General features: G+C 67.2%; 21 protein-coding genes. 7 read left to right on the forward strand and 14 right to left on the reverse strand.

The window, feature by feature from the left end; translation table 11 throughout:
* Positions 1–11: 11 nt before the first annotated feature.
* The 4 genes from urtB to urtE are packed head-to-tail and all read left to right on the forward strand — an operon-like array spanning position 12 to position 4,277.
* Positions 12–1,580 (forward strand): urea ABC transporter permease subunit UrtB, encoded by a 1,569-nt coding sequence (urtB, locus tag H8R02_RS12040; RefSeq protein ID WP_187081668.1) that lies wholly within the window; start codon positions 12–14, stop codon positions 1,578–1,580.
* Positions 1,580–2,701, forward strand: a complete 1,122-nt coding sequence (gene urtC, locus H8R02_RS12045) for an urea ABC transporter permease subunit UrtC (protein WP_187081669.1) — start codon at positions 1,580–1,582, stop codon at positions 2,699–2,701. The genes urtB and urtC overlap by 1 nt, the downstream gene beginning before the upstream one ends.
* Entirely contained in the window at positions 2,698–3,579 is an 882-nt protein-coding gene (gene urtD / locus H8R02_RS12050) for an urea ABC transporter ATP-binding protein UrtD (protein WP_187081670.1), read from the forward strand. The genes urtC and urtD overlap by 4 nt, the downstream gene beginning before the upstream one ends.
* A gap of 5 nt (positions 3,580–3,584) precedes the next feature.
* Positions 3,585–4,277, forward strand: coding sequence for an urea ABC transporter ATP-binding subunit UrtE (gene urtE / locus H8R02_RS12055; RefSeq protein ID WP_187081671.1), 693 nt, complete (start codon positions 3,585–3,587; stop codon positions 4,275–4,277).
* Between the two features lie 164 nt (positions 4,278–4,441).
* Here the strand turns inward: urtE and H8R02_RS12060 are convergent, their stop codons facing one another.
* From H8R02_RS12060 to H8R02_RS12085, 6 genes are all read right to left on the reverse strand, one after another.
* Positions 4,442–4,651 carry a hypothetical protein gene (locus H8R02_RS12060; RefSeq protein ID WP_187081672.1) on the reverse strand — a complete coding sequence of 70 codons (210 nt, stop codon included), beginning with the start codon at positions 4,649–4,651 and terminating at the stop codon, positions 4,442–4,444.
* Between the two features lie 74 nt (positions 4,652–4,725).
* A complete protein-coding gene (locus H8R02_RS12065) occupies positions 4,726–5,199 on the reverse strand; it encodes a hypothetical protein (protein WP_187081673.1) in 474 nt (157 codons plus the stop codon).
* A gap of 155 nt (positions 5,200–5,354) precedes the next feature.
* Positions 5,355–6,185, reverse strand: coding sequence for an urease accessory protein UreD (locus H8R02_RS12070; protein ID WP_187081674.1), 831 nt, complete (start codon positions 6,183–6,185; stop codon positions 5,355–5,357).
* Positions 6,185–6,952 carry an ABC transporter permease gene (locus tag H8R02_RS12075; RefSeq protein WP_187081675.1) on the reverse strand — a complete coding sequence of 256 codons (768 nt, stop codon included), beginning with the start codon at positions 6,950–6,952 and terminating at the stop codon, positions 6,185–6,187. Before H8R02_RS12075 ends, H8R02_RS12070 begins: the two co-directional genes overlap by 1 nt.
* On the reverse strand, positions 6,949–7,755 hold the full coding sequence (locus H8R02_RS12080; RefSeq protein WP_187081676.1) for an ABC transporter ATP-binding protein: 807 nt from the start codon (positions 7,753–7,755) through the stop codon (positions 6,949–6,951). The genes H8R02_RS12075 and H8R02_RS12080 overlap by 4 nt, the downstream gene beginning before the upstream one ends.
* Positions 7,755–8,789 (reverse strand): ABC transporter substrate-binding protein, encoded by a 1,035-nt coding sequence (locus tag H8R02_RS12085; RefSeq protein ID WP_187081677.1) that lies wholly within the window; start codon positions 8,787–8,789, stop codon positions 7,755–7,757. Before H8R02_RS12085 ends, H8R02_RS12080 begins: the two co-directional genes overlap by 1 nt.
* Before the next feature lie 200 nt (positions 8,790–8,989).
* On the opposite strand from H8R02_RS12085, the gene H8R02_RS12090 reads away from it, so the two are divergent.
* The gene (locus H8R02_RS12090) at positions 8,990–9,256 is read left to right on the forward strand and encodes a GlsB/YeaQ/YmgE family stress response membrane protein (protein ID WP_187081678.1); all 267 of its coding nucleotides are present in this window, start codon (positions 8,990–8,992) and stop codon (positions 9,254–9,256) included.
* Positions 9,257–9,336: 80 nt separating this feature from the next.
* Here H8R02_RS12090 and H8R02_RS12095 read toward each other — a convergent pair whose 3' ends face one another.
* From H8R02_RS12095 to H8R02_RS12125, 7 genes are all read right to left on the reverse strand, one after another.
* Entirely contained in the window at positions 9,337–11,640 is a 2,304-nt protein-coding gene (locus H8R02_RS12095; protein ID WP_187081679.1) for an NADP-dependent malic enzyme, read from the reverse strand.
* 93 nt (positions 11,641–11,733) lie between these two features.
* Positions 11,734–12,225, reverse strand: coding sequence for a VOC family protein (locus H8R02_RS12100; protein ID WP_187081680.1), 492 nt, complete (start codon positions 12,223–12,225; stop codon positions 11,734–11,736).
* 1 nt (position 12,226) lies between these two features.
* The gene (locus tag H8R02_RS12105) at positions 12,227–12,901 is read right to left on the reverse strand and encodes a glutathione S-transferase family protein (RefSeq protein WP_187081681.1); all 675 of its coding nucleotides are present in this window, start codon (positions 12,899–12,901) and stop codon (positions 12,227–12,229) included.
* A 79-nt stretch (positions 12,902–12,980) separates the two neighbouring features.
* On the reverse strand, positions 12,981–14,204 hold the full coding sequence (locus H8R02_RS12110; RefSeq protein WP_187081682.1) for a M20 family metallopeptidase: 1,224 nt from the start codon (positions 14,202–14,204) through the stop codon (positions 12,981–12,983).
* Positions 14,201–15,976, reverse strand: coding sequence for a 2-oxo-4-hydroxy-4-carboxy-5-ureidoimidazoline decarboxylase (gene uraD, locus H8R02_RS12115; protein WP_187081683.1), 1,776 nt, complete (start codon positions 15,974–15,976; stop codon positions 14,201–14,203). The genes H8R02_RS12110 and uraD overlap by 4 nt, the downstream gene beginning before the upstream one ends.
* Positions 15,960–16,904, reverse strand: coding sequence for an allantoinase PuuE (puuE, locus tag H8R02_RS12120; protein WP_187081684.1), 945 nt, complete (start codon positions 16,902–16,904; stop codon positions 15,960–15,962). Before puuE ends, uraD begins: the two co-directional genes overlap by 17 nt.
* Positions 16,901–17,575, reverse strand: coding sequence for a GntR family transcriptional regulator (locus H8R02_RS12125; protein ID WP_435531271.1), 675 nt, complete (start codon positions 17,573–17,575; stop codon positions 16,901–16,903). Before H8R02_RS12125 ends, puuE begins: the two co-directional genes overlap by 4 nt.
* A gap of 64 nt (positions 17,576–17,639) precedes the next feature.
* Between H8R02_RS12125 and uraH the strand changes: the two genes are divergently transcribed.
* Positions 17,640–17,993 (forward strand): hydroxyisourate hydrolase, encoded by a 354-nt coding sequence (gene uraH / locus H8R02_RS12130; RefSeq protein WP_187081686.1) that lies wholly within the window; start codon positions 17,640–17,642, stop codon positions 17,991–17,993.
* Between the two features lies 1 nt (position 17,994).
* Here uraH and H8R02_RS12135 read toward each other — a convergent pair whose 3' ends face one another.
* A complete protein-coding gene (locus tag H8R02_RS12135; protein ID WP_255429317.1) occupies positions 17,995–18,495 on the reverse strand; it encodes a hypothetical protein in 501 nt (166 codons plus the stop codon).
* A gap of 111 nt (positions 18,496–18,606) precedes the next feature.
* Here H8R02_RS12135 and xdhC point away from each other — a divergent pair, with 111 nt between their 5' ends.
* Positions 18,607–19,386 (forward strand): xanthine dehydrogenase accessory protein XdhC, encoded by a 780-nt coding sequence (gene xdhC / locus H8R02_RS12140; RefSeq protein WP_187081687.1) that lies wholly within the window; start codon positions 18,607–18,609, stop codon positions 19,384–19,386.
* Positions 19,387–19,391: the final 5 nt, after the last annotated feature.

Consider the following 19,391-nt stretch of genomic DNA (forward strand, 5'->3'; position numbering starts at 1 on the left):
CAGGTTCCTGCATGAAAAAACTATTCACACTGCTGGCAACGGCGCTGGCACTTCACGCTTACGCGTTGACTCCGCAGGAAGCGGCGGCCATCGCCATCGGCGAGTCGGACGCCCGCATCGAGGCGATGAACAAGGCGATGGCCAACGCCGACGACAAGACGGCCGCTTTCCTGCAAGCGCTTGCCGACGACGCGGTGAAAATCGCCGGCGGCAAGGCCTTAATCGTCAAGGACGGCAAGGGCTACGACCCCTCTACGGGCGCCGAGACCGCACTGCCCGCCGACGCCGAGGACGTGGTCAACAACAACCGCATGCGCGGCGAGATCGACAGCGCGCTCGCCGCCCTCAAGCTGTTCTCGAAGGACGAGAAACTGCGTTCTGCGGCCATCACCGAGCTGCAGAAGGAGCCGGACGAGTCCAAGCTGGCACTGATCGAGAAGGCGTACGCCGCCGAAACCAACGCCTCCATCAAGCAGCAGCTGGGTTTGGTCCGTGCCGCGGCGTTGCTTTCCAGCAGCGACCGGGCCAAGCGGCTCGCGGCCGCGCAACTGCTCGCCGACAGCCGCAGCCCGGCGACCAAGACGCTGCTGCTCGGGCGCATCAAGGAAGAAACCGACCCCGAAGTGAAGTCGGTGCTCGAAGGCTCGCTCAAGCAGGTGGAAGCCTCGCTGGCCTGGGCCGACCGCGCCGGCGCGATCTTCTCCGGCATCAGCCTCGGCTCGATCCTGCTGCTGGTGGCGCTCGGCCTGGCCATCACCTACGGCCTGATGGGCGTGATCAACATGGCGCACGGCGAGCTGATGATGATCGGCGCGTACGCGACCTATGTGGTGCAGGGCCTGTTCCGCAAGTACGCGCCGGGTGCGTTCGACTGGTACCTCATCGCCGCCGTGCCCGTTGCGTTCGCAGCGTCCGCATTCGTCGGCGCCATCCTCGAACGCGGCGTCATCCGCTTCCTCTACGGCCGCCCGCTCGAAACGCTGCTGGCCACCTGGGGCATCTCGCTCGCGCTGATGCAGCTGGTGCGCAGCATCTTCGGCGCGCAGAACGTCGGCGTGGAAAACCCCAGCTGGATGAGCGGCGGCGTCGTTGTGACGGGTGACCTGCAGCTGCCCTGGAACCGGATCTTCATCATCGCCTTCGCGGCCCTCGTGCTCGCCGGCATGGCCTTCCTGATCGCCCGCACGCGCCTGGGCCTGTTCGTGCGCGGTGTCACGCAGAACAGGCCGATCGCCTCGTGCATGGGCGTGAACACGGCGCGCGTCGACACCTATGCCTTCGCGCTCGGCTCCGGCATCGCGGGCCTGGCAGGCTGCGCGCTCAGCCAGATCGGCAACGTGGGCCCCGACCTCGGGCAGGCCTACATCGTCGACTCGTTCATGGTGGTGGTGCTGGGCGGCGTCGGCCAGCTCGCGGGCACCGTCTACGCCGCGCTGGGCCTGGGCATCCTGAACAAGTTCATCGAAGGCTGGGCCGGCGCGGTGCTCGCCAAGATCGGCGTGCTGGTGCTGATCATCGTCTTCATCCAGAAGCGCCCGCAGGGCCTGTTCGCGGTCAAGGGCCGCAGCGCCGAGGCGTGATGCAGCGCGACCTCCCACCCACCGTCGGCGTCGTGCTGCCGGCGCCGAGGCCGCTGCTGTCGAAGTCCGGCTGGACCGGTTTCCTCGTCGCGCTGGTCCTCGTGTGCGCCGTCGCGCCCGTGCTGAACCTCGTCGTGCCCGAAGGCAGCGTGTTCCACATGAGCGACTACGCCGTGGCGCTGGTCGGCAAGATCATGTGCTACGCCATCTGCGCGCTGGCGATGGACCTGATCTGGGGCTACACCGGCATCCTGTCGCTCGGCCACGGCCTGTTCTTCGCGCTGGGCGGCTACGCGATGGGCATGTACCTGATGCGGCAGATCGGCCGCGAGGGCCACTACAAGAGCGACCTTCCCGACTTCATGGTTTTCCTGGACTGGAAGGCCTTGCCGTGGCACTGGACCTTCTCCGACAGCTTCCTCGCCACCGCGCTCTTCATCGTCGCCGTGCCCGGCGTGGTGGCCTTCGTCTTCGGCTACTTCGCCTTCCGCTCGCGCATCAAGGGCGTGTACTTCTCGATCATCACGCAGGCCATGACGTATGCCGCGATGCTGCTGTTCTTCCGCAACGAAACCGGCTTCGGGGGCAACAACGGCTTCACCGATTTCAAGCGCATCGTGGGCTTCACCATCGCCACGCCGTCCACCCGCATGGCGCTGTTCGTGATCACCGGGCTCACGCTGCTCGGGTTCTTCCTGATGGCCCGTTGGCTGGTGGGCAGCAAGTTCGGCCGCGTGCTGCAGGCCATTCGCGACGCGGAATCGCGCGTGATGTTCTCCGGCTACAACCCCATCGGCTACAAGCTCGCGATCTGGACGCTTTCCGCCGTCATGTGCGGCGTGGCCGGCGCGCTGTACGTGCCGCAGGTGGGCATCATCAACCCCAGCGAGATGAGCCCCGCCAACTCCATCGAGATCGCCATCTGGGCGGCTGTCGGTGGAAGGGCCACGCTCGTCGGTCCCATCCTCGGAGCGTTCATAGTTAACGGTGCGAAGAGCTGGCTGACTGTCACCGCGCCGGAATTCTGGTTATATTTCCTGGGCGCACTGTTCATTGCGGTCACGCTGTTCCTGCCGAACGGCGTGGTCGGGCTGGCCAGGCAGGTCTGGAGGAAGAAATGACTCCAGATTTGATGGAGGAGGGGGCGCGACGTGCCGCGGCGCATGAAGGTGCTGCAGCGGCCCCCGGCAAAACCGAATCTGGTGGTCGCGCCGCCGGATTCGCCCACGTGCTCGCCAACGAGCACGAGGTGGACATCTCCCATGGCCGCATCCTCTACCTGCAGGATGTCCACGTCAGCTTCGACGGCTTCAAGGCCATCAACAACCTCTCCCTCGACATCGCCCCGGGCGAGCTGCGCTGCATCATCGGCCCCAACGGCGCGGGCAAGACGACGATGATGGACATCATCACCGGCAAGACACGGCCCGACAGCGGCAGCGTCTTCTTCGGCTCCACCATCGACCTGCTTCGCTACAAGGAGGCCGAGATCGCCCAGATGGGCATCGGCCGCAAGTTCCAGAAGCCCACGGTGTTCGAGCAGCTCTCGGTGTTCGAGAACCTGGAGCTCGCCCTGAAGACCGACAAGGGCGTGAAGGCCTCCATGTTCTTCCGCCTCGACTCGGGCGAGGGCGACCGGCTCGCCGAAGTGCTGCAGACCATCCACCTCGGCGACCACGTCGACCGCATGGCCGGCAACCTCAGCCATGGGCAGAAGCAGTGGCTGGAGATCGGCATGCTGCTGATGCAGGACCCCAAGCTGCTGCTGCTCGACGAGCCGGTGGCGGGGATGACGGACGAGGAGACGGCGCGCACGGCCGAGCTGTTCCTCTCGCTCAAGGGCAAGCACTCGCTGATGGTGGTGGAGCACGACATGAGCTTCATCAAGACGATCTCCGAGAAGGTCACCGTGCTGCACGAAGGCTCGGTGCTGGCCGAGGGCACGCTGGAGCAGGTGCAGTCGGACGAGCGAGTGATCGAGGTTTACCTGGGGCGCTGACGGGCATGCTGAACATCAAGGGCGTCAACCAGTACTACGGCGGCTCGCACATCCTGCGCGATGTCAACCTCACGGCCGAGCCGGGCAAGGTCACGGTCATCCTCGGGCGCAACGGTGTGGGCAAGACCACGCTGCTGAAGTCGCTGATGGGGCTGGTGCCGATCAAGACCGGCAGCATCGAGTTCGACGGCAAGCCCATCCACAACGCCACGCCGTACCAGCGGGCCCGCGCCGGCATCGGCTTCGTGCCGCAGGGCCGCGAGATCTTTGCGCGCCTCACGGTGGAAGAGAACCTGCGCATGGGGCTGGCGTACAAGAGCGCCGGCACGGCGATCCCGCCGCATCTCTACGAGCTGTTCCCCGTGCTCAAGCAGATGCTCGGCCGCCGCGGCGGCGACCTCTCGGGCGGGCAGCAGCAGCAGCTCGCGATCGCGCGTGCGCTCGCAGCCTCGCCGAAACTGCTGGTGCTGGACGAGCCGACCGAGGGCATCCAGCCGTCGATCATCAAGGACATCGGCCGGGTCATCCGCATGCTCGCGGACAAGGGCGACATGGGCATCCTGCTGGTCGAGCAGTACTACGACTTCGCGCAGGAGCTGGCCGATCAGTACCTGGTGATGGAGCGCGGGGAAGTCATCGCACGCGGGGCGGGCAAGGACATGGAAGCCAACGGCGTGCGACAGCTCGTCGCGATCTGAGCGCGGCTGTCCTACCGGCTTTGCATCCCGTGCCCGGCACTTGGCGCGGGGTGCCGCGGCCAAGATGAACCTTGAGAACCAACTCAAGGAGATTCAAATGCCTCTCATCCTCTGGCTGCTGGGTGTCCCGCTCACGATCGTGCTGCTGCTGATGCTGTTCCACGTCATTTGAGCGGATCCCCATCCGGCACACCCTTGGCCCGCTCCTGCTGGTCGAGGTTGCGCCCCGACAGGTCCCCCCGGTCGCCGGCCTCGAACTCGTCGCCGCCGTTGGGGGGACCTTCTTCCTTCTTGCCCTGGTTCTGGTAAGGCTGGCGGCCCTTGCCGTCGTCCCAGCTGACTTCGTTGCGGTAGCCGTGGTCTGCCCTGGTCATGGTCTCTCCCTGGAAAAGCAACACGCCACGAGCCTCACCGGCCGTGGCGTGCGGTTGTGTAGGACGCGGTCGCGTTACTGCGGCAGCAGCACCACCGGGTCCTGCGTGCGCGGCTCGACGGTCACTTCGTGCGCGCCCGCGGGCAGCGTCACCGTCTCGACTTCACGAACGAGGCCACCGCCGGCGACGGAGCCGTCGATGCTGCCGTAGCCCATCATGCGTGCCTGGCAGGAAGCGCGGTCTTCGCCCTGCAGCGCGTCGCAGCGGGCCATCGTGTTCTTCGCGTAGTCCTCCAGCTGGCCGCGGCGCTTGTCGCCCTGGGCGTTGCGCGCTTCCTTCAGGCAGTCGGCCTGGGATTGCTGCGTCTTGCCGGAGAGGCAGGCCTGCACTTCGTGCGAGTAGCTGCCCGAGTTGTCGATGATCGAGGTGCCGGGGTGCGTCGTGTCCGCGCCGATCGCCACCTGGGCGGTCGCGGCGCCGAGCGCGAGCAGCGCGATCGCACTGAAGGAGATCAGGCTCTTGCGCGAGCGAGCGTCCGTGGTCTTCATGTTCGTGGCTCCTGGGATTCGATTGGAATGCCTGAAGTCTGGACGGCTGCGCGGCCGTTGGCTGCCGGAGCGCTGGCCGGCTTCGGGGCGGTTCCTTCCCGGTGCGGCCGTAGGAGCGAACTGTCAGGGAAACCGCCTACGCGCGGCGGCGTGAACTAAATCACCCAACCGCGGGGTTCGTTGGGTGGCAGGTTCCACAGCAACGGACGCCACGCACGCCGCACTTGCTTGAGAAGGCCCAGCGCGGGCTCGACGAGTGGCGCGAGCACCCGAACCACAATCACGTTGGCGTTCGGCGCCGTCGCGCCTGCGGTCGTTGCAAGCTCGTGCGAGTCGATGACACTGCGGGCGGCTTCGAGGGCCTCGTCGCGCCGCGCGCGGGCCATCGGCGCGCCACATGCGAAGAACAACGTGGCCATGCAGCGCCGGCCTGCAAGCCCCAGCGGGCCATCCATCAAGCGCGCGTCGTCGGCCGCGATGCGCCCGCGCTCGAGCCAGGTGCCGCGCAGCTCCAGGTGCTGCCGCACTTCGCCGCGCAGGAATGGCTGGTCCGCCTGCGGCAAGCCGAAGGCCGCGATGTCCCAGCCCATCACCTCCGCGCCGGTTTCGAGGTCCAGCTCCACGCGGTTCTCCGCGCGGCAACCGCTGTAATAGAGCGCTTCGAGCGGCAGCCACTCGAACCGCGAGCCTTCGGCGGCCGAGATGCGCGTGGACTGCACGGCGGCCTCGCCTTCGCTGCGGTAGAAGCGCGAAGCGCCGGGCGTGGTCACGAGGCCACGCGCACCTTGCGCAACACGGATACCGATGTCGAGCGAATCGCCCCCGACGAGCCCGCCCGGCGGGTGCACGAGCACGTTGTGGCACACCGCATCGCCTTCCGGCCACAGGCTTTGCAGGATGCGCAGCGGCCCATCGTGCGAGAACCGCGCGACGCTGCGGCCGCCTTCGTGCGAGTAGTCGAGCGCGAGGCGCGCGTGCCAGGCCATCAGACCCCTTGCGAGCCTCGGTGGGCCCAGGCTGTGGTGTGCTTCTCCACGTAGCTGAAAAGCTCGTACATCGCCATCGCCATCACGCTGATCAGCACCAGCCCCGCGAACGCGAGCGGCATGCGCTGCTGGCTGCCGGCGGTCTGGATCAGGTTGCCGATGCCGGAGTCCCCAGCGGTCATCTCGGCCAGCACGGTGCCGACGAACGCCAGCGTGATCGCAACCTTGAGCGAGCCGTAGAAGTACGGCATGGAACGCGGCAGGCCCACCTTCACCAGCACGTCCCAGCGCTTGGCGCCGAGCACGCGCAGCACGTCCTCCAGTTCCGGCTCCAGCGTCGCGAGGCCGGTGGCCACGTTCACCATGATCGGGAAGAAGGAAATCAGGAAGGCGGTGAGGATGCCCGGCCCGATGCCGATGCCGAACCACACGACGAGGATCGGCACGATGGCCGCCTTGGGCACGGCGTTGAAGCCGACCATCAGAGGATAGACCGCCGAGTACGCGACTCGCGACGAGCCGATCAGGAACCCGAGCAGCACGCCCACCGCGATGGCAAGCCCGAAGCCCACCATCGTGACCCAGAAGGTGCTCCAGGCCGCGCGCATCAGCGGCCCGGTGTAGGCGGTGAACTCCTGCGCGATCTGCCACGGGCTGGGGAAGACGAAGTCCGGTACCTTGAACACCGTCACGCCCACCTGCCACAGAACCAGCACGGCCGCGAGCAACAGCCACGGCGCAAAGCGCTGCAAGGCCTTCGCGTTCATGCCGAGGCCTCCGCCGGCTTGCGCCCCGCACCGATGTGCGCCCGCAGTTCATGCACGATGTCCGTGAAGTGCGGGGTGTACGTCTGCTCCAGGTCGCGCGGATGCGGCAGGTCGATCTCGCGCCGCACCACGAAGCGCCCCGGGCCCTTGCTCATCACATAGACGGTATCCGCGAGGAACACCGACTCGCGCAGGTCGTGCGTGACCAGGATGACGTTGAACCGCTGCTCGGTCCAAAGGTCGCGCAGGATGCACCACAGCTCCTCGCGCGTGAAAGCGTCCAGCGCGCCGAAGGGCTCGTCCAGCAGCAGCATCTTGGGCTCGTGCACCAGCGCGCGGCAGATGCTGGCGCGCTGCTGCATGCCGCCCGAGAGCTGCCACGGGAACTTGTCCTCGTAGCCGCCGAGGCCCACTTTCTCGAGGAGGCGGCGTGCGCGTTCCGCGTACTCCGCCCGCTTCGCCTTGAAGTTGCTGCGGTAGGGCTCGACGATCTCCAGCGGCAGCAGCACGTTGTCCAGTGTCGTGCGCCACGGCAGCAGCGACGGTGCCTGGAAAGCCATGCCGGAGATCTTCAGCGGCCCGGTCACCGGCTGCCCGTCGATGAGGATGCGGCCTTTCGACGGCATCTTCAGCCCCGTGGCCAGCTTCATGAACGTCGACTTGCCGCAGCCCGAAGGCCCGACGATGGCGATGAACTCGCCCTCGTCGACCTTCAGGTCGATGGCCTCCACGGCGTACTGGCCGAAGGCCTCCAGCTCCTCGTTGTACGCGAGCCAGACATCCGAGAAGTCGATGAACGCCACTACTTCTTGGGGGCGGGAGGGAGGATGTTCAGGTCGGCCTTGGCGGGCAGCATCGAGCCGTTCCACACCGTTTCGGGGTTCACGCGCGTCTTGGTGTTGAACGCGTCCGAGACCTGCGACGCCATCAGCGAGAGGCGCCCCGGGTTGAGCGTGCCGAAGCCTTCGGCGCGCGCATCGGCGCTCGCAATGACGTCGTTGATCGCCATCCGGAAGCGGCGGCGCTCGAGGTCCACGTTGATGATGCCGTCGCGCTGCTTCACGAACTCGATGGCGGCATCGGGGTTCGCCATCGCTTCCTTCGCGCCCTTGGAGAAGGCCGTGAGGAAGGCCTTCACCGCCGCCGGGTTCTCCTTCACCAGCTTGGGCGAGGCGATGATCACGTTGCCATACAGCTTCACGCCGTGCGAGGCATAGGGCAGCGTGACCACGTCGTCCAGCTTCACGCCGCGTGCTTCGAGGTTCAGCAGCGAGGTGAAGGTGAATCCGGTGATCGCATCGACGTCGCCGCGGGCGAGCATCGTTTCGCGCAGCGGCGGGTCCATCGACACCCAGGTCGCGCCTCCGATGGCGTTGGCCTTCTGGAAGATCGGGAACGCGCGGCGCCCCGCGTCGAACACCGGTGCGCCCAGCTTCTTTCCATTGAGGTCGCCCGGCGCCTTGATGCCGGACTTCTTCAGTGCCATCACGGCAGCCGGCGTGTTGTTGTAGACCACCATCACGGCCACCGGCTTGTTCGCCGCGTCGGGGTTGTTGGCGTGGAATTCCATCAGCGCAGCCAGGTCTGCGAAGCCCATGTCGTAGGAGCCCGAGGCCACGCGCTGCACCGCGGCACCGGAGCCCGTGCCCGCGTCCACCGTGACGTCGAGCTTGGCGTCCTTGAAATACCCCTTGGCGGCCGGCAGCAGGAAGAGCGCCGCGGGCCCTTCGAAACGCCAGTCGAGCTGGAACCGGATGGGTGTGTTCTGTGCCTGTGCAGTGCCTGCAACCAGGGCGGCGGCGAGGAGAGTTGCCTGGAGGAATGCGCGTTTCTTCATGAGCTTCCTTATGCAAGAAGGGTGCCGCGTACGGCCGAGCTTGCATTGTGCCGTGGCTGGGCTTGGTAGGCGTTTGTCTGACTTGCCCAAGGGGCCGGCCCGCACGGTAGCCCTTTACACGCGACTACGCCCCGGCCACCGGGGCCCAACCATAGTCAGGAGCATCAACAACAGCCGCGAGTCGGCATAAGGAGAGTGTTATGGGTTTCCTCATTTGGTTGATCGTTGGCGGTATCGTCGGCTGGCTGGCCAGCCTCGTGATGCGCACCGATGGCCAGCAGGGCATCCTGCTGAACATCGTGGTGGGTATCGTGGGTGCTTTCCTCGGCGGCCTGATCATCTCGCCGCTGGTGGGCGTCGGCACCATCAACTCGGGCATCTCGATCGGTTCCGTGGTCGTGTCCCTGTTGGGCGCCATCATCCTGCTGGCGATCGTGAACCTGTTCCGCCGCGGTCGCGTCCGCTAATACGCAAAGAACACTTCAAAGGCGGGCAGTTGCATGCCCGCCCCTCGAGGCGCCTGTCCGGCGCCTTTTCTTTTTGCGGGTCAGCCCGCCTGCGCTTCCGCCGCCGCAAGCGCGGTCATGTTGACCACGCGCCGCACGGTGGCCGACGGCGTGAGCACGTGCACCGGCGCGCCCGCGCCGAGCAGCATCGGCCCCACCGTGATGCCATGGCCGCCGGTCATCTTCAGCACGTTGAAGAGGATGTTGGCCGAATCGAGGTTGGGGCAGATCAGCAGGTTGGCCTCGCCCGTGAGCGAGCTGTCCATCAGGCTCTGGCCGCGCACCTTCTCCGAGAGCGCGGCGTCGCCCTGCAGCTCGCCGTCGCATTCGATGTCCGGCGCCATCTTCGCGAACAGGTCGCGCGCGAGGCGCATCTTCTTCGCGGAGGCACGCGTGGACGAGCCGTAATTGCTGTGCGACAGGAAGGCCACCTTCGGCGGCAGGCCGAAGCGGCGCACCTGTTCGGCCGCCATCTGCGCGATGTTGGCGAGCAGCTCCGCGCCAGGGTCTTCGTTGACGTAGGTGTCGGCGATGAAGAGCGTGCGGTCCGGCAGCATCAGCGCGTTGAGCGTCGCGAAGCCCGGCGCGCCGCGTGCGGTGCCGATCACGGTGCGCACGTGCTCCAGGTGCGCGTCGAAGCGGCCCACGAGCCCGCACAGCATCGCGTCGGCATGGCCCAGGTGCACCGACAGCGAGCCGATGAGCGTGTTGGAGCGCCGCACCGCGGCCTTGGCCGTCTCGGGCGTGATGCCGTTGCGGCCCATCATGCGGTGGTAGGCCTCCCAATACTGGCGGAAGCGCACGTCGCTCTCGGGGTTCACGCACTCGACGTCGGTGCCGAGCTTGAAGCGCAAGCCGGCCTTGGCGATGCGTGCCTCGATCACGGCCGGACGGCCGATCAGGATCGGGTGCGCGAGGTCCTCGTCCAGCGCCAGCTGTGCGGCGCGCAGCACGCGCTCGTCCTCGCCTTCGGCGAAGGCCACGCGCTTGCGGCCCGCGGCTTTGGCGGCCGTGAACACGGGCCGCATGATCATGCCGGTCTGGTAGACGAAGCGCGTCAGGCTCTGCCGGTACGCGTCGAAGTCGGTGATGGGGCGCTCGGCGACGCCCGATTCCGCCGCGGCTTTCGCGACGGCAGGCGCGATGCGCAGGATCAGCCGCGAATCGAACGGCGTGGGGATGATGTAGTCGGGCCCGAACGCAAGCTCCTTGCCCGCGTACGCGTTGGCCACTTCCTCGCTGATGTCGGCCTTGGCCAGCTGCGCGATCTCGCGCACGCACGCGAGCTTCATCGCTTCGGTGATCTTGGTCGCGCCGCAGTCCAGCGCGCCGCGGAAGATGTACGGGAAGCACAGGACGTTGTTGACCTGGTTCGGGTAGTCCGAGCGGCCGGTGGCGATGATGCAGTCGGGCCGCACGGCCTTCGCGATCTCGGGGCGGATCTCCGGCTCGGGGTTGGCCAGCGCCAGGATGATCGGCCGGTGCGCCATCGTCTTGGCCATTTCGGCCGTCAGCACGCCGGCGGCGGAGCAGCCGAGGAACACGTCGGCGTCCTTCACCACGTCGGCCAGAGTGCGCGCGGACGTGTCCTGCGCGTACTTCGCCTTCGACTCGTCGTAGCCGCCGGGGCGGCCCTGGTAGACCACGCCCTTGGAGTCGCACACGTAGACGTTGCGCGGCGAGATGCCCAGGCCCACGAACACGTCGAGGCAGGCGATCGCCGCCGCGCCCGCACCGGAAACCGCGACCTTCACCTTGCCCAGTTCCTTGCCCACGAGCTCGAGCCCATTGAGCAGCGCCGCGGCGGAGATGATCGCGGTGCCGTGCTGGTCGTCGTGGAAGACCGGGATGTTCAGCCGCTCGCGCAGCTTGCGCTCGATGTAGAAGCACTCCGGCGCCTTGATGTCCTCGAGGTTGATGCCGCCCAGCGTCGGCTCCAGCGCCGCGACGATGTCGACGAGCTTGTCGGGGTCCTTCTCGGCGAGTTCGAGGTCGAACACGTCGATGCCGGCGAACTTCTTGAAGAGGCACCCCTTGCCCTCCATCACGGGCTTGCCGGCGAGCGGGCCGATGTCGCCCAGGCCCAGCACCGCCGTGCCGTTGGTCACCACGCCCACGAGGTTGGCGCGCGAGGTGTATTCGGCGGCGAGCTTCGGGTTCGCCTGGATGTCGAGGCAAGGGTAGGCCACGCCGGGCGAGTACGCGAGCGACAGGTCGCGCTGGTTCGACAGCGGCTTGGTCGGCGCGATGGAGATCTTGCCGCGCGTCGGTGTGCGGTGGTACTCGCGGGCGGCGTCGCGCAGTGCGTTCTCGGCGGCGCTGTTCTGGGTGGACTCGGTGGTCATGGGCTGCCTCCTGGATTCTTGTTGCCAAGGCAGACCGTAAACCAAATTCCGGCCTGCCGGGGCCGTAAAACTACGTGGCGCGTTTGCGCTGGCTCAGGTGCGCGCGTTTTTGGCTGCCGTCCACGCGTCCAGCTTGGCCCGCGCGCTGTTGCGCGCCGGGTCCATCATCTCGTCGTGCCCCTCGCGCCTGGCGCACAGCTCCAGCACGTAGCCGTTGGGGTCGCGGAAGTAGATGGAGTCGATGAACCCGTGGTCCGACACGCCGCGCGTTTCGATGCCTTCGGCCTTGCCCTTGGCGAACATGCGTTCCAGGAAGCCGCGCTCGACTTCGAGCGCGATGTGCAGGTCGAAGTCGTGCTGCTTCTTGAATTCGAACGGCATGTCGCCCGCTTCGAAGAAGGCGATGTGCGAGCCGTCGTCCAGACGGAAGAACGTGTGCAGCGTGTTCGTCGCCCGGCCGCTTTTCGTCTCCGTGATCTCGAGCACGCCCGCCAGCGGCAGCCCGAGGAAGTCCTCGTAGAAGCGGCGGGTCTGCTCGGAGTCGCGGCAGCGGTAGGCGGCGTGGTGCAGCTTGAGGATGGCCATCTCAGACCGTGACCATGGGCTGCCCCTTGAGGGTCGCGCCATAGCCTTCGATGGTCTCGAACACCTTGCCCCACGACGGCAGCGCCTTCATGCGGCCCAGCCACGCCTGCACGTTGGGGTAGGCGGCGAAGTCCGTGCCGGTGAGCTGCGCCACGTGCACGAACGGGGCGGCAAAGTAGTCGGCCAGCGAGATCTTGTCCCCGCACACATAGTTGTTGCCGGCCTTGAGGTGGTGCTGGTCCAGCACCTTCAGCCAGCCCTGCGCGCGCTCCTTGCCCCATTCGAGCTGGGCCTGCTGCGCCTCCTCGCTGCGGCGCTTGTGGAAGCCGAAGATCTGCGGGTAGACGAACCCGTAGCAGAGGTCACGGTTGAGCTGGGTGTTCACCCAATCCATCACCTCGTTGATGCGCGCGCGCTCCTGCAGGCCGCTGGGGTAGAGCGGGCTGCCGGACTTCTCGGCGAGGTACTTGCAGATCGCGGAGCTCTCCGTCAGCCGGAAATCGCCGTCCTGCAGCACGGGGACCAGGTGGTTGGGGTTGACCGCCTCGTAATGCGGCTTGTACTGCTCGCCCGTGAACAGGTCGACGAGCTGCATCTCCAGCGGGATGCCGGCTTCGGCGGCAAGCAGCATGATCGGGCGGCAGGTGGTGGACGCGGGGTGGTAGTACAGCTTCATAAGGGGCTCCTCGGGTAGAGCCATACAGCGTGCCGCAGAGCCGCGCCCCGCGTCAAGGTCTTTCGGCGGAACCCGCCATCTACCGGAGCAGGTCGAACAGGGTGCGGGCGATGACCTTCGTGGCGCGGCGCAGGTCTTCCAGTTGCACGTGCTCGTCGGCACGCTTCGCGTTCGACTCGAGCACGGTGCGCGGGCCGGCACCGTAGATCACGCCCGGGATGCCGGCTTCGCCGTACAGGCGCACGTCGGTGTAGAGCGGCGTGCCCATCGCGGGGATGTCGCAGCCGAACACCTCGCGCCCGTGGTTCTGGATTGCGTCGACGAGCGGCTTGTTACCGGGGAGCGGCTTGAGCGAGTTGGCCAGCAGCATGCGGCGGATTTCCACGCGGATGCCGGGGACCGCTGCGGACGCTTCCTCGATCGCGCGGCGGATCGTGTCTTCCACTTCAACGGGGTTCTCCTCCGGGATCATGCGGCGGTCGAGTTTGAAGACCACCTTGCCAGGGACCACGTTGGTGTTGGTGCCGCCCTCGATGCGCCCCACATTGAGGTACGGGTGCTTGATCCCCGGCACCTTGGACGTGACCTGCTTGTACAGCGTGTTCTGCGCGTACAGCGCATCGAGGATGTGCACCGCGCCTTGCAGCGCATCGACGCCCGTGTCGGGGATGGCCGCGTGCGCCATCTTGCCGTGGACGGTCACTTCCATCTGCAGGCAGCCGTTGTGCGCGGTGACGACTTCGTAGCTGAAGCCCGCGGCGACGAGCAGGTCGGGTTTCGTGATGCCGTGCTTCAGGAGCCAGCCGGGGCCGAGCTCGCCGCCGAACTCCTCGTCGTAGGTGAAGTGCAGTTCCACACCGCCCTTGAGCGATGCGCCGAGCGATTCGAGCGCGCGCACCGCGAACGTGAACGTCGAGAAGTCGCTCTTGCTCACCGCCGATGCACGGCCATAGAGCTTGCCGTCCTGCACTTCGCCGCCGTATGGGTCGTGCGTCCAGCCCTCGCCCGGCGGCACCACGTCGCCGTGCGCGTTCAATGCAACGACGCGACCTTCGCCGTAGCGCCGCCGCACGACGAGGTTGGTGATGGACTCGAGGCCTGCCGCCTGGACTTCGGCCTGCGGCACCGGGTGCTTCTCGGCCGCGAAACCGAAAGCCTGCAGCAGTTCCGCCGTGCGCTCCGCGTGCGGCGCGTTGTTGCCGGGCGGCGTGTCGGTGGGCACGCGCACCAGCTCCTGCAGGAAGCGCACCTGCTCGTCGAAGTGGGCGTCGATCCAGGCGTCGAGTCGTTCGTAAGGTGTCATCGCATCTCGCCCGCGAGCTGCGCGAGCAGGTTCTGGAAGGCGCGCACGCCGAGGTCGATGTCGTCGGCGGTACTGCTCTCCAGCGGGTTGTGGCTGATGCCGGCGTTCTCGCCGCGCACGAAGAGCATCGCCTGCGGCATGACCTGGTGCAGCTTCATCGCGTCGTGGCCCGCGCCGCTGGGCATGCGGTAGACGGGGACGCCGAGGCTTTCCACGGCGCGTTCCCAGCGCTGCTGCCATTCGGGCGCGCTCGGCGCGGCGGCGGCGCGCATGGTTTCCTCGGTGGTGAAGTGCAGGCCGCGCCGTTCGCAAATTTCAGTGAGCTTCGCTAGCACGTCGGCCACCAGCTTGTCGCGCTGGGGGTCGGTGGGCGCGCGCAGGTCGAGGCTGAAGAGGCAGCGGCCCGGCACCACGTTGATCGAGCCGCCGGGCACCTGCAGCATGCCGATGGTGCCGACGCTGTCGCCGTCGGCCTTTGCACGCTGTTCGATATAGAGCGCGAGTTCCGCGAGGCCCACCGCTGCATCGCGGCGGCGGTCCATGGGCGTGGTGCCCGCGTGGCTGGCCATGCCGGTGATCTCGCATTGGTAGCGTACGCCGCCGTTGATCGAGGTGACGACGCCGAGCGGGAGGTCGAGTTCGTTCAGCACGGGCCCCTGCTCGATGTGCACTTCGACGAAACCGAGGTAGCGGGAGGGGTCGCGCTCCAACATCGCGATGGCTTGCATGTCGGCCGGCAAACCGGCAGCGAGCATCGCATCGCGCATCGTGACCCCGTCGGCATCCTTCTGGTCCAGCCACTTCGCATCGAAGTGGCCGGTGAGCGCGCCCGAGCCGAGGAAGGTGGCCTTGTAGCGCTGGCCCTCCTCCTCCGAAAAACCCACGACCTCGATGCCGAACGGCAGGCGCTTGCCCGCACGAGCCAGCTCGCGCACGCAGGCCATCGGCGTGGTGATGCCCAGGCGCCCGTCGTACTTGCCGCCGTTGCGCACCGTGTCGTAGTGGCTGCCGGTGAGCAGCCAGCGCTCGCCCTCGCCGCGGTAACGGCCCACGACGTTGCCGACGGCGTCGATCTCCACCTCGTCGAAACCGCATTCCTTCATGCGCGCCACGACATCGCGCGCGCAGGCGCGGTGCGCGTCGGTGAGGTACGTGACGGTGAGTTGGCCCTTCTCCTTGAAGCCGGGGTCGCTGTGCTTCGCGAGGTCTTCGTGCCAGTCCCACACCATCTCGCCGAGTGAAGGCACGATGCCGAACTTGTCGTTCAGCCGCAGCTCCACGATGCGGCCGATGTTGCGCAGGCACTCGTCGATCTCGTAGTCGCGTGGGTTGTCCAGGCGCCGCTCGAAGGCCGAAAGAATCTGCTGGCGAGTGAGCCCGATGCCGCGTGGCCCGCGCACCGCGAGGATGAAGGGGAAGCCGAACTTCGCGTTGTACGCGGCATTGAGCTGCTGGAGTTTCGCGAACTCCTCGGGCGTGCAGTTCGTGAGGCCCGCCTTCGACTGCTCGTTGGTGCTTTCGGCCGTGAGCTCCTTCGACACCATGGCCTTGCCGGCAAGCTCCGGGTGCGCGCGGATCAGCGCGAGCTGCTTGTCGCGCCCGGCTTCTCGCACGACCCTGGCCATCGCGGCCTTCAGGTGCGCGACGGACGCGAACGGCCGCTGCGACAGCGCCGTCTCCGCGATCCACGGCGAATGCTCGTAGAGGCCGTCGAGCAGCTTCGCAGCTTGCTCGCGCGGCGCCGCGTTCAGTTGTTCAATCGTGATCGGCATAGGGATGGACCTTCTTCCAGTGGCGCGCGATGTCGATGCGGCGGCAGACCCACACCCGGTCGTACTGCGCGATGTGGTCGAGGAACCGCTGCAGCGCCACGATGCGCCCGGGCCGCCCGAGCAGGCGGCAGTGCATGCCGATGCTCATCATCTTCGGCGCTTCGTCGCCTTCCGCGTAGAGCGCATCGAAGGTGTCGCGCATGTATTCGAAAAACGGCTGCGCATGCGAGAAGCCCTGCGGCAGCGAGAACCGCATGTCGTTGCAGTCGAGCGTGTAGGGCACCACCAGGTGCGGCACCACGCTGCCGTCGGTCTTGCGCACCTTCATCCAGAAGGGCAGGTCGTCGCCGTAGTAGTCGCTGTCGTATTCGAAGCCGCCGTGGTCCACGACGAGCCGGCGCGTGTTGGGGCTGTCGCGGCCGGTGTACCAGCCCAGCGGCCGCTCGCCGGTCATCTTCTCGATGATCTCCATGCCGATGCGCATGTGCTCGCGCTCGGTGGCTTCGTCCATGCCCTGGTAGTGGATCCAGCGCCAGCCGTGGCAGGCGATCTCGTGGCCCAGTTCCTTGAAGGCCGCCGTCACATCGGGGTGACGCAGCAGCGCCATCGAGACGCCGAACACCGTCAGCGGCAGCTGCCGCCGTTCGAACTCGCGCAGCAGCCGCCACACGCCCGCGCGCGAGCCGTACTCGTAGATGCCTTCCATCGAGAGGTGGCGGTCCGGGTAGGACGCGGGGTTGAACATCTCGGAGAGGAACTGCTCCGAGCCCGCATCGCCGTGCAGCACGGAGTTCTCGCCGCCTTCCTCGTAATTCAGCACAAACTGCACCGCGATGCGCGCATTGCCCGGCCACTGCGCGTGCGGCGGCTTGCGGCCGTAGCCGACGAGGTCGCGCGGGTAACCCGCAGTCGTGTCGTAGATGCTCATGCGAGGGCCAATGCAATGTCGTGCGAGGGCACGGTGCGGTCGAACGCGAGGCTTTCCTCGACGTGCAGCAGGTGGTCTTCCATCAGCTTGACCGCGCGCTTCTCGTCCTTCGCGGCGATGGCCTTCACCAGTTCCACGTGCTCCTCCTGCGAATGCTGCGCTGCGCCCGCGCGCTGGTACATCAGCGTGATGAGCGAGCTGCGCGCCACGAGGTCGCGCAGCACGTGCGCCAGCACCTCGTTGCCGGTGAGCTCCGCCATGCGCACGTGGAAGTCGCCGAGCACGTCGACGCCGCTGGAGGTGTCGTACGTGTCCACGGCGTTCTTCTCCTGCGCGATGTGCTCGCGCAGCGCTTTCACCTTCGCCGGCGTCACCGTGCGCACGAACTCGCGCACCATCTGCGTTTCCAGCATGCGGCGCACCTGGAACACCTGGCGCGCTTCTTCCACTGTCGGGGCCGCCACGAAAGCGCCGCGCGCCGGCTCCAGCGTGATCAGGTGCCGCTGCGCCAGCTGGAACAGCGCCTGCCGCACCAGCGTGCGCGAGACGCCGAAGTGGTCCGCCAGCTTCTGCTCCGCGAGCTTGGTGCCGGGCTGCAGCCGGTGTTCCACCACCGCGCGCGTGAGCGCCTCGACGATCTGGCGGGTCGGCGTGGAATCCATGCGTCGCATGATAGCCGCAAACGCCTAAAAGTGTATACACTCCTGTGCACGATTCCTACGGACGGAGGCCTCCATGGGCTTGAGCACGCATGTGCTGGACACGATGCACGGCACCCCCGCCGCGGGCATGGGGGCGGAGCTGTACGAGGTGCAGGGGAGCGAGGCGAAGCTGGTGAAGCGCTTCGCGCTGAATGCCGATGGGCGCAGCCCCGACGGGCCGCTGTATGCGGACGGCGCGTTGAAGGCTGGGCGCTATCGGCTGGTGTTCGACGTCGCGGCGTACTTTCGGGGCAAGGGCGCCGAATTGCCCGACCCGCCGTTCCTGGACCGGGTGACGCTCGATTTCGGGATTGCGCACCCGCAGCAGCACTACCATGTGCCGCTGCTGGTCAGCCCGTGGAGTTACTCCACGTACCGCGGCTCCTGACTCAGAGCTGCCCTTCGGTCAGGGTATCGAGTTGGAACTTGCCGCTCTTGTCCCACAGCCACACGTCGGTGTAGGTCACCTTGCCCATGCGGGCAGGGACCGGGTACGGCGCGGCGGCGCGGACGGTGCGCTCGATCTCGGCCACCACTTCCGGCGCGTGGCTCGGGGCGCGGCGCCAGTCGAGGCGGCGGACGTTGCCCTTGCCATCCAGCTCCACGTCCAGCACGCCGATGGCGTACAGCAGCGGGGGCAGCTTGCCCTTGAAGATGCGCGCCTCGTTCTGCTCGTAGATGTGCGACGCGGCGTCCTGGCGGTAGGCGCGGGGCGTGACGGCGGAGGAGGTCTTGAGCACGGCTTGCGGCGACAGTTGCCCGGGCTGGCTGGTGACCGGCGCGGTCGCGACGGTGGCTGGCGGCATGGGCGGCAGCGGCGTGCTGCTGCAGGAAGCGAGAACCGCGGCCACAGTGGCCAGCGCATAAGGCAAGGGGCGGGGGTACTTCATGGTGTCTCCTCTGGGGCAAGCTCTACAACGCCTGCAGCCGGCTGCATGATGACGAGCTTTACGTATCCGGATTTTTTGTTTCCTGCGCATGCACTGTAAAGCGAACGCGGCATGAAGGAAATCACGAACAGGCTCGCCGGTGAACGCGCCGTGCTCGTCACGGTGGACCGCACCGAAGGCTCCGCGCCGCGCGAACCGGGGGCGTGGATGGCCGTTTTCCCCGACGACGTGTTCGGCACCATCGGCGGCGGCCACGTGGAATTCGAAGCGATTGGAGAGGCGCGGCGCCGGCTTGCCGGCGGCGAAGGGCCGGCGCAGCAGCGTTTCGCGTTGGGGCCGTCACTGGGGCAGTGCTGCGGCGGGGTGATGTTCCTGGCCTATGAATTGCTTGATGCCTCGAATGTGAACGCCTTGCAAAGCAGGCTCGCCACCAATCAAGCGCCCGTCGCCCTGTTCGGCGGCGGCCACGTCGGCCGGGCGATCGTGCAGGCGCTCGGGCCGCTACCGTTCGCGGTGACGTGGATCGACAGCCGCGACGAGATCTTCCCCGCCGAAGTGCCGGCGAATGTGCAATGCGAGCACTCGGACCCGGTCGAGGCGGCGGTCAAGGACCTCGCCCCCGCCTCGCGCGTCCTCGTCATGAGCTTCAGCCATGCCGAAGACCTGGACATCGCTGCTGCCTGCCTGAAGCGCGCGGACCTGCCCTTCATCGGCCTGATCGGCAGCAAGACCAAGTGGGCGACTTTCCGCCACCGGCTGGAGGCGCGCGGCTTTACGCCAGAGGAACTGGCGCGCGTCACCTGCCCCATCGGCGTGCCGGGCGTTGTGGGCAAGGAGCCGGAGGTCATCGCGGCCGCCGTCGCCGCGCAGCTGCTGCAGATCCCGAGATAAGGCAA

Origin of the sequence: Ramlibacter albus (assembly GCF_014297445.1) — a bacterium.
GTDB classification, from domain to species: domain Bacteria; phylum Pseudomonadota; class Gammaproteobacteria; order Burkholderiales; family Burkholderiaceae_C; genus Ramlibacter; species Ramlibacter albus.

Coding starts and splice junctions, on each gene's coding strand:
- urtB (WP_187081668.1), top strand. CDS start 12: ATGAAAAAACTATTCACACTGCTGGCAACGGCGCTGGCACTTCACGCT.
- urtC (WP_187081669.1), top strand. CDS start 1,580: ATGCAGCGCGACCTCCCACCCACCGTCGGCGTCGTGCTGCCGGCGCCG.
- urtD (WP_187081670.1), top strand. CDS start 2,698: ATGACTCCAGATTTGATGGAGGAGGGGGCGCGACGTGCCGCGGCGCAT.
- urtE (WP_187081671.1), top strand. CDS start 3,585: ATGCTGAACATCAAGGGCGTCAACCAGTACTACGGCGGCTCGCACATC.
- H8R02_RS12060 (WP_187081672.1), bottom strand. CDS start 4,651: ATGACCAGGGCAGACCACGGCTACCGCAACGAAGTCAGCTGGGACGAC.
- H8R02_RS12065 (WP_187081673.1), bottom strand. CDS start 5,199: ATGAAGACCACGGACGCTCGCTCGCGCAAGAGCCTGATCTCCTTCAGT.
- H8R02_RS12070 (WP_187081674.1), bottom strand. CDS start 6,185: ATGGCCTGGCACGCGCGCCTCGCGCTCGACTACTCGCACGAAGGCGGC.
- H8R02_RS12075 (WP_187081675.1), bottom strand. CDS start 6,952: ATGAACGCGAAGGCCTTGCAGCGCTTTGCGCCGTGGCTGTTGCTCGCG.
- H8R02_RS12085 (WP_187081677.1), bottom strand. CDS start 8,789: ATGAAGAAACGCGCATTCCTCCAGGCAACTCTCCTCGCCGCCGCCCTG.
- H8R02_RS12090 (WP_187081678.1), top strand. CDS start 8,990: ATGGGTTTCCTCATTTGGTTGATCGTTGGCGGTATCGTCGGCTGGCTG.
- H8R02_RS12095 (WP_187081679.1), bottom strand. CDS start 11,640: ATGACCACCGAGTCCACCCAGAACAGCGCCGCCGAGAACGCACTGCGC.
- H8R02_RS12100 (WP_187081680.1), bottom strand. CDS start 12,225: ATGGCCATCCTCAAGCTGCACCACGCCGCCTACCGCTGCCGCGACTCC.
- H8R02_RS12105 (WP_187081681.1), bottom strand. CDS start 12,901: ATGAAGCTGTACTACCACCCCGCGTCCACCACCTGCCGCCCGATCATG.
- H8R02_RS12110 (WP_187081682.1), bottom strand. CDS start 14,204: ATGACACCTTACGAACGACTCGACGCCTGGATCGACGCCCACTTCGAC.
- uraD (WP_187081683.1), bottom strand. CDS start 15,976: ATGCCGATCACGATTGAACAACTGAACGCGGCGCCGCGCGAGCAAGCT.
- puuE (WP_187081684.1), bottom strand. CDS start 16,904: ATGAGCATCTACGACACGACTGCGGGTTACCCGCGCGACCTCGTCGGC.
- H8R02_RS12125 (WP_435531271.1), bottom strand. CDS start 17,575: ATGCGACGCATGGATTCCACGCCGACCCGCCAGATCGTCGAGGCGCTC.
- uraH (WP_187081686.1), top strand. CDS start 17,640: ATGGGCTTGAGCACGCATGTGCTGGACACGATGCACGGCACCCCCGCC.
- H8R02_RS12135 (WP_255429317.1), bottom strand. CDS start 18,495: ATGAAGTACCCCCGCCCCTTGCCTTATGCGCTGGCCACTGTGGCCGCG.
- xdhC (WP_187081687.1), top strand. CDS start 18,607: ATGAAGGAAATCACGAACAGGCTCGCCGGTGAACGCGCCGTGCTCGTC.